We start from the raw sequence: 12,294 nt of genomic DNA on the forward strand, positions 1-12,294 counted from the left end.
AACCATGACAAACAATGCGCCGTCAGAGAACTTGCCCATCATCCACGATGGCATCATCGACCCACCTCACGATGTTGAGGTGCTCTCAGCTGATGAGTTCAAGCTCGCTTTTCGCAACCACCCTGCTGGTGTCGCCATTGTGACGGCAGATGCGGGCAAGGGACCCGTGGCGATGACGGTGACCAGTGTGTTCTCCGTCAGTGCAGAGCCACCTCTGCTGGTGTTCTCTGCTTCGGCACAGTCTTCTGCCACTCCCACGATCGCTGAGGCAGACACCGTCGTGATTCATCTGCTCGGGGCAGATCAGCTTCACTTGGCCAAGCTTGCAGCAACAAGTGGCGCCAACCGCTTCCCTGATGACATTGCCTGGGAGAAGCTGCCCACCGGTGAGACGGTCTATTCCGAGGCCCACGCCTGGATTCGTGGTCGCACCGTGAACAAGCTCAAGGCTGGAAACTCGACCGTGTTTTTGATTGAGGCCCTGGAAGCCAAGACTCCGGCAGAGGGAAGTAGTGAACTGGATGCCAGTGCCGCCCACCCGCTGGTTTATCACAACCGCACCTGGCACAAACTAGACAGCAACTCCAAGCTCGACGCATGAGTCGCTTCAGCGACAGCATTCGCTCACACCTGCTGGAAACCTTCTCGGGAGACACGGCAGGCACTCCCTATTGGGTGAAGAACATTGAAGCCGGTGATGACATTGGTTTCTTTGGCCCCGGTTCGGCATCCTGGGCGGTCCATGGCGGGATGCCCACCATGGTTGCGGGCATTCGAGCACTTCTGATGCAGACATTGCATCCCGGCGCAATGGCAGGGGTGCACGACTGGTCTCGCTATAAAGAAGACCCGCTAGGACGCCTGGCAGGAACTATTCAGTGGCTGATTACCGTCACCTTTGGTGACACCAAACTCGCTGAATATGAATCGTCTCGTGTGGCCAAGTTCCATGACCGCGTCAAAGGCACCTATATCGACGCGCAGGGCGTGGAACGCCCCTACAGAGCCGATGATCCCGAGTTGCTCTACTGGGTTCATGTTGTCTTCACAGATGCTTTCCTGGGCTGTCAGCAGGCGTGGGGAGACGCCATTCCTGGCGGGGCTGATCAATATGTCCATGAATGGTCCAAGGCCGGTGAGCTAGTTGGTGTGGCCAACCCACCACGTTCGGAAGCTGAGCTCATTGCGGCATTGCACCAGTTCAATGTGGACGGCGTGCTCAAGCACGATGAGCGGGTCGAAGAGACCATTGAGTTTTTGAAAAAGCCACCACTGCGCAAGAGCATGATGCCGTTCTATCGCGTCATGTTTGGCGGGGCAGTTGCGAGTATTCCTGAGGAATACCGAAAGATTCTGGGCCTCAAGAAGCCTTGGTGGCCTGCATTCTGGATGACCGGGGTCATCCTCAAAATGCTCAGAACCCTGCTGGGCCCATCCTCGACCTCAGAAGATGCTGCTCGCGTTCGTATTGCGCGCTTGAAAGCAGAAGGAAAACTAGCGAGCTAGTTCATTCAAGACGGCAGCGTGAAGCTGTCCGTTGGTGGCTAGGGCACTGCCGTGCCACACATCTGCGTGACCGTCGATGGAGGTAAAGGTTCCACCAGCCTCGGTGACGATGGGCATTAGTGCAGCCATGTCATAGGGCTTGAGGTCGAATTCACCGGCGACATCCAAGATGCCTTCGGCCACCATCATGTATGACCACATGTCACCATAGGCACGCGTGCGCCAGACTTTACGGCTGAGCCCGACAAGTTCGTCGAGGTAGCCTGCCTGGTCCCATTGCTGCAACGAGTTGTAGCTGATGCTGGCGTCTGCCAGTTCCTTCACGCCAGAAACTTCCAACTTGCGAGGTTCTGCCACAGCAACCATGGGCTGCTCGAGGTATTCAGAAAGTTCTTCAGGCAGGGGAATATTGGCTAAGGGGTCATGTGATTCATCCACCCATGCGCCGTTGCCCTTTGAGCCCCACCAGCGCTTACCCAGTGCGGGAGCACTCACCACGCCGATGACGGGAACGCCATCAATGGCAAGGGAAATCAGAGTTGCCCAGACGGGAACACCGCGCAGGAAGTTAGACGTGCCATCAATGGGGTCAATAATCCATTGACGGTGAGGGTGGTCAGAAGTACCGGTGGGGTGTTCAGAAACCGAACCAGCCTGTTCGCCAAACTCTTCACCAAGCATGAAGTCTTCACCGCGCTCGCGGCTGAGGATGTCAATGATGGCCTGCTCCACCGCACGGTCCGCATCGGTCACGGGAGTCTTGTCCGGCTTGGTGCTCACCTCAAGATCCATCGCCAGGAATCGGGCGCGGGAAATTTCGTCCGCTGCATCAGCAAGCTGAAGGGCAAGTTGGAGGTCTTCGTTAATGGTGAAGTGGCTTCTGGTCACGTTTCCACGATACTCGCGAATACAAACAAGAAAGCCCTTCCGAAAGGAAGGGCTTTCTCTTTTTGTTGCGGGGACAGGATTTGAACCTGCGACCTCTGGGTTATGAGCCCAGCGAGCTACCGAGCTGCTCCACCCCGCGTCGGTAGTACCAGTTTACCACGGGGAATGATGCCCTCTAACCACTCCGGAAAGCAGGCGTAGTCTGAAGATATGAACAGACCAGAGCACACGCTCCGCTTCCTGGGGGGAACGGAAACCGTTACCGGAAGTAAGTATCTGATTGAGAGCGGCGGCAAGCGTGTGCTTGTGGACTGTGGTTTGTTCCAGGGATACAAGGCCCTGCGTGAACGTAATCGTGAACCTTTCCCTATTCCACCCGACACCATTGATGCAGTGCTGCTCACCCATGCGCACCTGGATCACTCCGGATATGTTCCTGCGTTAGTGCGGGACGGGTTCCGTGGTCCCATCATCACGACCACAGGTACAGCAGAGCTGTGCTCCATCCTGCTGCCAGATAGTGCACACCTGCTTGAAGAGGAAGCATCTCACGCTGCGCGTAAGGGATATTCCAAGCACAATCCACCCAAGCCCCTCTACACAATCCAGGATGTGGAACAGGCACTGTCGCAGTTCCGCACAGCCAACTTCGACGAGGTCTTAGATGTCGTGCCGGGGCTTAAGGCCACTTTCCTGCCAGCAGGTCACATCCTTGGTGCGGCACAGCTTCACATTGACGTGGCTGGAACCAGCTTGCACTTCACGGGGGATATGGGACGGCAACACGACCCATTGATGAAGCCACCTCGTGAATTTGAGGGTGCAGATATTTTGATCACGGAATCCACATATGGAAACCGCACCCACCCCAACATTGAACCAGAGGGCGAGCTTGCTCCGGCGCTCAAGCCCGTGCTGGAGCGCGGGGGAGTTGTTGTCATTCCGGCTTTTGCCGTGGGTCGCACCCAAGGATTGATGCTCCACATCTGGCGATTGATGGATCGGGGTGAGATTCCTCGCGTTCCGATCTATGTGAATAGCCCCATGGCAGCTAGTGCCACTCGGATGTATCACAAGCATCAGGAAGAGCACACGATTCCGGTTGAGGAATTCGAATCTGTCTATGACGTGGCTCACATGGTGGGAACTGTCGAAGAATCGAAAGCGCTTAATGAACGTCACGGCCCCATGATCATCATCGCCGCTTCAGGCATGATGACCGGTGGTCGTGTTCTCCACCACTTGGTAGCTTTTGGAGAAGACCCCAACAATGCCATCGTGATTTCTGGCTATCAAGCAGGAGGCACACGTGGTGCTCTCCTTGCTGAGGGGGCAACTACTCTGCGCATCTTTGGCCGTGATGTTCCCATCCGAGCAGAGGTTATTCAGCTGGAAAGCATGTCAGGGCATGCTGACTCGGTGGAAATCGTGGAATGGATGAAGCGCACACCACGAGCACCCAAGATGACCTATGTCACCCACGGTGAAATGGATGCAGCTGATCGCATGCGATTCCTTATTTCTTCTGAATTGAAGTGGAATGTTCGTGCGCCAGAACACGGTGAAACCATCGACCTGCAACACCCTCAGTAGACCAGAGACAAAGTAGCCTAGAGCTATGGATTCAGGCACCCACTACCTCATCATTGCGTTGTCGATCGTGGCAGACATCATTTTGTATAACGTTGTAGCTCGAGCTGCTTCAGGCAAGGTGGGGCCTAACGCGTGGGCTGGTATTCGCACCAAGGCAACGCGCAAGAATGACAAGACCTGGCTTGCAGCCCACGTAGCTGCCTATCCCATCATGCGAGACACTGCGTTAGCGAATGCAACGCTGTTGATTATTTCGTTGTTCTTACCCAGTGAATTTCAGGCATATCTCGTTCAGGTTGCCACTGGTGCGCTGCTTGCAGGAGTGATTTTTGCTGGAGTACAGGGCCAGAAGGCGGCAAAGGCAGCCGATGTCTAACAAGCCAGCAGGTCTTTCTCACGATGCTCTGTGGCCTCGTGCCGGAGGTTGGCCCGCTCCAGACGAGATAGCACCAGGAAAGCGCATTGATGCCGCTCTGGTGGGTATTCCTGCGTCGCAGACATCGCTGAGTGCTACCAACGCTCACGAAACCCCTGATGCAATTCGTGCAGCGCTCTATCGCTACTCTCCCGCACTGATGCAGGACCGCGGCGTGCTCGATAAGAACCTGCGCAACGACCCTGCGATCATCGATCTTGAAGAACTCACGGTTGCTGATTTTGGTAACGTGTCTGACCCTGACTCACCCGCCGGTGAGGCTCGCACCATCGCATTGATGGCCGACGCTGCTAAGGCTTCTGAATTAGTGATTGCTTTGGGTGGCGATAACTCCATCACTGTGGCTGCAGCACTCGGAGTGTGGGGTAGTGATCTGGAAACCGCAGGTCTGATTACCCTCGATGCTCACTATGACCTGAGAGATGGTGTGAGTAACGGTTCACCCGTGCGCAGACTGATCGAAGCGGGCATGAACCCCGAACGCATTGTCCAGATTGGCATTCAAGACTTTGCTAACTCAGCGAGCTATGCCCGTCGTGCTCAAGAGTTCGGCATCACTGTGATTCACCGTGATGACCTGGAACGTCGCTCCATGGCCGAGGTCATGGCTGAAGCACTCTCGATTGCCGGCTCTGCTGGTGGACCCATTCACGTGGATCTCGACGTGGACGTGTGTGACCGCGCTGTGGCACCAGCTTGTCCTGCCAGTGTCCCTGGAGGTATCAGTGCCTTCGAGCTTCGCCAGGCTGCGCGTGCTGCTGGCAAGCACTCACAGGTTCACTCCATCGACCTGGCTGAGATTGATGCCACGATGGATACTCCAGATGGTCGCACCATTCGCTTAGCAGCGCTGTGTGTCTTGGAAGCAGTTGCTGGCCTTAGCCAGCGATAAGTTCGCCGTCTTTCCAAACACGACCAATCAGGGGAACTCCTGGGCGATAGGCCAGGTGAACATAGCTGGGTGCTGTGATCTCAGCGAGATCAGCCCGCATGCCGACGGATATCTTTCCCACCTCAGTGCGCTGTAGTGCCTGGGCACCACCTGCAGTGGAAGACCAGAGAGCCTCGGCAGGAGTCATACCCATCTCACGCACGGCCACGGCAATACAGAATGGCATTGACGAGGTGAAGCTCGAGCCTGGGTTGCAGTCGGTAGAGAGTGCAACGCTCACCCCAGCGTCGATCAGGCGACGCCCTGAGGGGTAGGGCTGCTTGGTGGAGAACTCCACACCGGGAAGAAGTGTTGCCACCGTCTGTGACGCAGCAAGCGCGTCAACGTCTGCATCTGTGAGATATGTGCAGTGATCCACTGATGCTGCGCCCACCTGAATAGCCAAAGCGATGCCTTCGCCAGGGCCGAGTTGTGAAGCATGAACGCGAGGGAGAAGACCTGATTCTTTGCCCGCATTCAAAATCCGACGAGATTCCTCGACCGTGAAGGCGCCTTCTTCGCAGAAGACATCAATCCATTTGGCGTGAGGTGCACACTTCTCCAGCATCTCGCCGATTACAAGTTGTACATAGTCTTCGCGGTTGTCTGTGAACTCTGCAGGAACGACGTGAGCTCCAAGAAAGGTCACTTCTTCCGTGACTTCACGAGCAAGACGAACCAGGCGTTCTTCTGTCGCCACGTCAAGACCGTAACCGCTCTTGATTTCCACTGTGGTGGTTCCCTGAGCGTGCATCTCGGTGAGGAGGGCGTGCAGGCGCTCGCGGAGTTCGTCATCGCTGGCTTCCCGCGTGGCAGCGACGGTGGAACGTATTCCACCAGCTGCATACGGTTTGCCTGCCATACGAGCAGCAAACTCTCCAGCACGATCGCCAGCGAAGACGATGTGGGAATGCGAGTCCACAAAGCCTGGAATCAGGGTGTTTCCGTGCAGATTGACAACCGCGTCGATATCGAAACCGCCACCGGTTTCGGCATCTGCAGCTCGGCCCACCCAGGCAACCAGCCCGTTGTCCACGATCATGGCGGCGTTCTCGATCTCTCCCGTGGGAGTCTGAGTGCCGCCGGCGCGCACAGCTTCGCTCGGGTTATTCGTGACAAGTAAACCGATATTGGTGAAGAGTGTGCGGGTCATGATTGTGAGCCTAGGCCTTAGCCTTCTTGCATAGGAACACGCAGGCCGCGCTCGCGAGCAACTTCCTCAGCACGCTCGTAACCTGCATCCACGTGACGCATGACGCCAGTGCCGGGGTCATTGGTGAGAACGCGCTCCAGCTTCTGTGCAGCCAGAGGGGTGCCATCGGCAACGGTGACCTGACCAGAGTGGATTGAGCGGCCGATGCCGACGCCACCACCGTGGTGGAGGGAAACCCAGGTTGCACCCGATGCGGTGTTGAGCAGTGCGTTGAGTAGTGGCCAGTCGGCGATAGCGTCCGAGCCATCCTTCATTGCTTCGGTCTCGCGGTAGGGGGAAGCTACCGAACCAGAGTCCAGGTGGTCACGGCCAATCACGATGGGTGCCGAGAGTTCACCGGAGGCGACCATCTCGTTGAACTTCAGACCGGCAAGGTGGCGCTCCTTATAGCCCAACCAGCAGATTCGAGCAGGTAGACCCTCGAAGTGAACCTTCTCGCCCGCCTTGGTGATCCAGCGCTTGAGGTGTTCGTTCTCGGGGAAGAGCTCGAGGATTGCCTTATCGGTCTTGGCAATGTCTTCGGGGTCACCAGAGAGCGCAGCCCAGCGGAAGGGGCCATTTCCTTCACAGAACAATGGACGGATGTAGGCAGGAACGAATCCGGGGAATTCGAAAGCGCGGTCATAGCCGCCGAGCTTGGCTTCTGCACGAATCGAGTTGCCGTAGTCGAACACGATGGCACCAGCATCCTGGAACTCGACCATGGCTTTGACTTGCTTGGCCATGGCAGCGCGGGAGTGCTCGGTGAACCAGACTGCGTCTGCTTCTGCCTTTGCGTGCCATTCCTCAACCGAGACACCTTCTGGAAGGTAGGAGAGGGGGTCGTGAGCACTGGTCTGGTCGGTGACGATGTCGATAGGAACCTTACGCTCCAGTAACTCGGTGAAGACATCAGCTGCGTTACCCACGATGCCCACGGAAAGCGGCGTCTTGGATTCCTTCGCTGCCAGTACGCGAGCAATGGCGTCGTCGAGGTCATGAGTCATCTCGTCGAGGTAGCCGTGTTCTACTCGGCGCTCAAGACGAGACGCATCGACATCCACGATGAGAACAACTCCGTCGTTCATGGTCACAGCCAGTGGCTGTGCGCCACCCATACCGCCACAACCACCAGTGAGGGTCAGCGTGCCGGCGAGCGTGCCACCAAAGTGTTGGCGTGCAACAGCACCAAATGTTTCGTAGGTGCCCTGCAGAATGCCCTGGGTTCCGATGTAGATCCAGGAACCTGCGGTCATCTGGCCATACATCGTCAAACCTTCTGCCTCGAGCTTGCGGAACTCAGGCCACGTCGCCCAGTCGCCGACGAGGTTCGAGTTCGCAATGAGAACACGGGGCGCCCACTCGTTCGTGCGGAAGACCCCAACGGGCTTGCCAGACTGCACCAGCAACGTCTCATCAGACTCGAGGGTCTCGAGCGTGCGCACAATGGCGTCATAGGCTTCCCAGGTGCGGGCAGCTTTACCGGTGCCTCCATAAACCACGAGCTTTTCGGGGTGCTCGGCAACCTCGGGGTCGAGGTTGTTCATGAGCATGCGCATGGGTGCTTCGGTCTGCCAGCTCTTTGCGGTCAGCTTGTTACCGCGTGCGGCGCGAACGGTGCGAGGTCCTGAGGTCATGATGTTCTCCTTGGCTAAATCTGGTGCTGACTAAATCAATGGGGTGGTGGATGCAGACTGAGCGACTGCAGCAATGCGTCCGCTCAGAGTGAGCTCGGCTGCAGCTTCGATCTCGGGGGAGAGGAAGCGGTCTGCGCCGGGGCCGGCAACGCCGTTGCTGCGCAGTTCGGCAATCACAGCACCGGTAACGGGGCTGGGCTTGAGGGGTTCGCGCAGGTCAATACCACGAGCTGCGGTCATGAGTTCGATGGCAACAACGCGTGAGAAGGCATCTACTGCCTTACGCAGCTTGCGACCTGCATGCCAACCCATCGAGACGTGGTCTTCTTGCATCGCGCTCGAGGGGATCGAGTCTGCTGAGGCAGGAACAGCTAGTCGCTTCATCTCCGAGACCAAGCCAGCTGCGGTGTATTGGGCAATCATGAGTCCGGAGTCCACGCCCACCTCGTGTGCAAGGAAGGGAGGAAGTCCCTGGTTACGGGCACGGTCGAGGAAGCGGTCGGTGCGACGCTCACTCATGGAAGCAACGTCTGCAGCGACGATGGCGAGGAAGTCGAGCACATAGGCCACGGGTGCTCCGTGGAAGTTGCCGTTGCTTTCCACGCGGCCATCAACGGTCAAAACAGGGTTGTCGACAGCGGAGGCGAGTTCGCGGCCTGCCACCAGCTCGGCGTGAGCAATAGTGTCGCGCGCACCGCCGTGAACCTGGGGTGAGCAGCGCAGTGAATAGGCATCTTGAACGCGGCCATCTTCTGGGCCTGAGTGTGAATGCACGATGGGGGAGTCGGCCAAGATGTTGCGCAGGTTTGTGGCCGACTGTCCCTGACCAACCTGGGGACGCAGAGCGTGCAGATCGGCTGCAAACACCTTGTCGGTGCCCATGAGGCCTTCGATGCTCATAGCGGCAGAGATGTCCACCGTGGTCATCAACATCTTGAGATCTGTGATGGCCAGTGCCAGCATGCCGAGCATGCCGTCGGTGCCATTAATCAGGGCGAGGCCTTCTTTTTCCTCCAGTTTGAGGGGAGTGATGCCGGCAGAAGCGAGCGCTTCTGCTGCGGGCATCAGCACGCCTTCAGCGTTGCGCACGTCACCTTCGCCGAGTGTGGCCAGAGCACAGTGAGACAGTGGAGCCAGATCTCCAGAGCAGCCCAGTGATCCGTACTCGCGAACCACAGGGGTAATACCGGCATTGATCACGGCTGCGTATGTTTCTGCCACGACGGGGCGCACGCCCGTGCGACCGGTCATCAGGGTGGAGAGCCGAAGCAGCATGAGCGCGCGAATGACTTCACGTTCCACTTCAGGGCCAGAACCTGCTGCGTGGGAGCGAACCAGGGATGCCTGCAGCTGTGCTCGGCGGTCGGACTCAATGAAGGTGGTGGCCAGTGCGCCGAAGCCAGTGGAGATTCCGTAGTGAGGGTTGGGATCAGATGCCAAGCCATCAATCACGGCACGTGATGCGGTAACGCCAGCAAGCGCCCCGGGATCGAGGGTGATGGTGGTGTTGTGGCGGGCAACGGCAACAACGTCTTCGATGGATACGGCGCCTGCGCCGACAACTACTGAACTCATGCTCTGATTTCACACTAAAAAATAGTCCGAAAATACAGTGAAAGATACCCTTGTGTCTGAGATAACAGACATGGCAGACTGGGGCTGTGAGTAAAGTCCCCGCAGCAGATTCAACCCTGCGCATTCTTGAGCATCTAGCCCATCAACGCGGTCCCGTGCCTGCGCAATCTATTGCCACTGCCTTAGAGCTTCCCCGCTCCTCGGTGTATCAAATCCTGACCGTACTCACCGAACGTGGCTTTGCCCTACACATCCCCGAAGAGCGTCGCTACGGTCTGGGCCCTGCTGCCTTCGAACTCTCTTCCGCCTACACGCGCCAGCAACCACTGACTCGATTGGGTGCACCCTTGCTGGCGAAATTGGTCGATCACATTGGCGAGTCAGCTCACTTGGCTGTGTTGCATGGCACGGATGTTCTCTACGTCGTCGAAGAACGTGCTCCACGTCGCCCCAGTCTGGTCACCGATGTCGGCGTGCGTCTTCCTGCACACCTCACAGCCTCGGGTCGGGCACTGCTTTCAGCATTGCCACCAGCACAACTGCGTGCGCTCTACCCCGACAGCATCGTCTTCACTCAGCGTGCTGGCGTGGCCAACACCGGCCCTAGAACCTATCGCGAGCTCAAAGCGTTGGTATCCGAAGCTGCATCTCAGGGTTATTCCATCGAGCGTGGTGAGATTACAGAAGGTCTCGCGTCAGTCGGCGTTGTAGTCAAAGACCACATTGGATGGCCTGCAGCAGGCATTGCGGTGACCTTCTCTGCCGCAGGATTGACCTCTCCAGAAGCTCTCAATGACCGCATTAACTCTCTGTTGCCGGAAATGACGGCAACTGCCCATGAGCTCAGCCGTCGTATTCATGGTGCCGGTTAAGCTAAGCCCATGGTTGTTGCATATTTACTTCTAGCTCTCGCTATCGTCTCTGAAGTCGTGGGGACACTCGCCCTGAAAATGAGTGACGGCTTCACCAAAGTCATTCCCACCATTTTTGTCGTCGTGGGGTATTTGTCTGCGTTCGCTTCATTGGGGCTGGGCCTTTCTAAAGGCTTGAGCATGGGCGTTGCCTATGGGATTTGGGCAGGTGCTGGAACTGCACTTGTTGCGATTATGGGTATCTTCCTGTTCAAAGAAAATCTCAATGTGTGGGGATTCCTGGGTATTGCGCTGATCATCGTCGGGGTTGTGCTGTTAGAAATGGGAAGCTCACACGGCTAATTAAGCTCTGGGCGACATACCCAGCCCTGACGTTGACGTTCTGAGAAAACAGGCGCACACTGGTTATAGACCTCGACCGGTCAGGCGAAAGCCCCGACGGTCACCCCTTATCTGAAGGAGACCACATGGCAACCGCAAACATCAAGCTTGAGACCCCTTCCGCAACCATTGGTGGCGGCGAAGAGGGCGGCTGCTGCGGCGGCGCGTGCTGCGGCGGAAAGTAAGCGTAAACACAGCGCACAAGGGTTCGACCACTTCGGTGGTCGGGCCCTTGTTCTGTTAAGCCCTATTCGCAGACAACGCCATCTTTGTCACGGTCCCGATACCAGGCATATTCCGGATCAACACCTTTGTAGTAGGGGCCAGCGCCGTTAGCTTGTGCAACAGAACACGTTCCATAGTTGGGATCGAGGACCCCGTCACTGACCGGAGCCACCGCTTCGGCTACTGCCCCTGCAGTGACCGCGGCCTTTTCAGGAACGGTAATGTTCACGTTTGAACAGCCGTTGAGAACGGACTGCAGCGTGAGACGCTCGAGCGAATCCACGGTCAATGACCAGCGCCACTTCACCGCCACCCAGGTAGCGGCATAATCACAAAAGTAGCCGTGACTAGCAGGCATCCACTGAGCAGGGTCTTTATCGCTCTTGGAGCGGTTCGAGCTCGCTGTCACAGCAAGTAAGGAGGCGTCATAGCCCAGGTCATTGCCAAAACTCACTCGTGTGGCACTGTCCCAGCCATACGCTCCCGAGCCCCAGGCTTCGTTCAAGGGAACAAAGTGGTCAATATCTAGTCCGCCGGCATCGGTGAGGGTGACGCCGTCATAGGCCGAGGTCCATTGACCTGTGCTTACGGTGCAGGAGCCACGAGTAGTGACGGCAGCCTGTGATTCCATCATGAGAACTTCAGCTCGGGTATTGCATCCGTCACCATCCGCATCGATCCAGGCGTTGAAATAGTCACGGTTGTAGCCGGTGTGTGAAGCAGGAGCATCGTCGGTAGGCAGCTGTTCCAGCATGCTTAAGAACGTGGAGACGCTACTTGAACCAAGTTGAGCACTCTGGGTTGCGGGTGCAGTAGTACTTGGTTCAGGTGTTTCCGTGGGGAGAGCAATATCGACGGGAGTCTCAGTTCCACCAAGCGCTTTCTCGAGGGATTCGACTGTCCCGGCCGTTTGCATGGACTGAACTGCGTTGAAGGCAGAGCCGATAGAAACCACCGGCAGGAGAATGAGCACGGCAATCGTGCCACCAAGCCACAGACGTTTCTTCGTCGGCATCATTCCCTCCCTGCTATAGAAGCTACCAAGCTTCCAGGCGTAG

Annotated in this window: 12 protein-coding genes and 1 tRNA gene; 7 read left to right on the forward strand and 6 right to left on the reverse strand. The window is 57.2% G+C overall.

Translation table 11 applies throughout. From position 1 onward, the window contains the following. Nucleotides 1-4: 4 nt before the first annotated feature. Nucleotides 5-601, forward strand: a complete 597-nt coding sequence (locus tag AURMO_RS02495; protein WP_110233000.1) for a flavin reductase family protein — start codon at nucleotides 5-7, stop codon at nucleotides 599-601. Continuing rightward, nucleotides 598-1,506, forward strand: a complete 909-nt coding sequence (locus AURMO_RS02500; protein ID WP_110233001.1) for an oxygenase MpaB family protein — start codon at nucleotides 598-600, stop codon at nucleotides 1,504-1,506. The genes AURMO_RS02495 and AURMO_RS02500 overlap by 4 nt, the downstream gene beginning before the upstream one ends. On the opposite strand, the gene AURMO_RS02505 is transcribed toward AURMO_RS02500, so the two are convergent. Together AURMO_RS02505 and AURMO_RS02510 are read right to left on the reverse strand one after the other, a co-directional pair. Beyond that, a complete protein-coding gene (locus tag AURMO_RS02505) occupies nucleotides 1,495-2,394 on the reverse strand; it encodes an inositol monophosphatase family protein (protein ID WP_162532650.1) in 900 nt (299 codons plus the stop codon). The two genes, AURMO_RS02500 and AURMO_RS02505, sit on opposite strands and share 12 nt — an antisense overlap. A gap of 65 nt (nucleotides 2,395-2,459) precedes the next feature. Continuing rightward, nucleotides 2,460-2,533 (reverse strand) — tRNA-Met (locus AURMO_RS02510). A 71-nt stretch (nucleotides 2,534-2,604) separates the two neighbouring features. On the opposite strand from AURMO_RS02510, the gene AURMO_RS02515 reads away from it, so the two are divergent. Genes AURMO_RS02515 through AURMO_RS02525 form a run of 3 tightly spaced genes read left to right on the forward strand, consistent with a single transcriptional unit; the run spans nucleotide 2,605 to nucleotide 5,315 of the window. Then, nucleotides 2,605-3,987: an MBL fold metallo-hydrolase RNA specificity domain-containing protein gene (locus AURMO_RS02515; RefSeq protein ID WP_110233003.1), complete on the forward strand. Its 1,383-nt coding sequence runs from the start codon at nucleotides 2,605-2,607 to the stop codon at nucleotides 3,985-3,987. A gap of 25 nt (nucleotides 3,988-4,012) precedes the next feature. After that, on the forward strand, nucleotides 4,013-4,363 hold the full coding sequence (locus tag AURMO_RS02520; RefSeq protein WP_110233004.1) for an SdpI family protein: 351 nt from the start codon (nucleotides 4,013-4,015) through the stop codon (nucleotides 4,361-4,363). Next, nucleotides 4,356-5,315: an arginase family protein gene (locus AURMO_RS02525; RefSeq protein WP_110233005.1), complete on the forward strand. Its 960-nt coding sequence runs from the start codon at nucleotides 4,356-4,358 to the stop codon at nucleotides 5,313-5,315. The genes AURMO_RS02520 and AURMO_RS02525 overlap by 8 nt, the downstream gene beginning before the upstream one ends. Here AURMO_RS02525 and hutI read toward each other — a convergent pair. The 3 genes from hutI to hutH are packed head-to-tail and all read right to left on the reverse strand — an operon-like array spanning nucleotide 5,302 to nucleotide 9,758. Next, nucleotides 5,302-6,507 carry an imidazolonepropionase gene (hutI, locus tag AURMO_RS02530; RefSeq protein WP_110233006.1) on the reverse strand — a complete coding sequence of 402 codons (1,206 nt, stop codon included), beginning with the start codon at nucleotides 6,505-6,507 and terminating at the stop codon, nucleotides 5,302-5,304. The two genes, AURMO_RS02525 and hutI, sit on opposite strands and share 14 nt — an antisense overlap. Before the next feature lie 17 nt (nucleotides 6,508-6,524). Beyond that, nucleotides 6,525-8,183: a urocanate hydratase gene (gene hutU / locus AURMO_RS02535; RefSeq protein ID WP_110233007.1), complete on the reverse strand. Its 1,659-nt coding sequence runs from the start codon at nucleotides 8,181-8,183 to the stop codon at nucleotides 6,525-6,527. A gap of 30 nt (nucleotides 8,184-8,213) precedes the next feature. Then, nucleotides 8,214-9,758, reverse strand: coding sequence for a histidine ammonia-lyase (gene hutH, locus AURMO_RS02540; RefSeq protein WP_110233008.1), 1,545 nt, complete (start codon nucleotides 9,756-9,758; stop codon nucleotides 8,214-8,216). Between the two features lie 86 nt (nucleotides 9,759-9,844). Between hutH and AURMO_RS02545 the strand changes: the two genes are divergently transcribed. Together AURMO_RS02545 and AURMO_RS02550 are read left to right on the forward strand one after the other, a co-directional pair. After that, on the forward strand, nucleotides 9,845-10,630 hold the full coding sequence (locus AURMO_RS02545) for an IclR family transcriptional regulator (protein WP_110233009.1): 786 nt from the start codon (nucleotides 9,845-9,847) through the stop codon (nucleotides 10,628-10,630). Nucleotides 10,631-10,639: 9 nt separating this feature from the next. Next, nucleotides 10,640-10,972, forward strand: a complete 333-nt coding sequence (locus AURMO_RS02550; RefSeq protein WP_110233010.1) for a DMT family transporter — start codon at nucleotides 10,640-10,642, stop codon at nucleotides 10,970-10,972. Nucleotides 10,973-11,258: 286 nt separating this feature from the next. Here the strand turns inward: AURMO_RS02550 and AURMO_RS02555 are convergent, their stop codons facing one another. Then, nucleotides 11,259-12,251: an excalibur calcium-binding domain-containing protein gene (locus tag AURMO_RS02555; protein WP_162532651.1), complete on the reverse strand. Its 993-nt coding sequence runs from the start codon at nucleotides 12,249-12,251 to the stop codon at nucleotides 11,259-11,261. Nucleotides 12,252-12,294: the final 43 nt, after the last annotated feature.

Origin of the sequence: Aurantimicrobium photophilum (assembly GCF_003194085.1) — a bacterium.
GTDB classification, from domain to species: Bacteria; Actinomycetota; Actinomycetes; order Actinomycetales; family Microbacteriaceae; genus Aurantimicrobium; species Aurantimicrobium photophilum.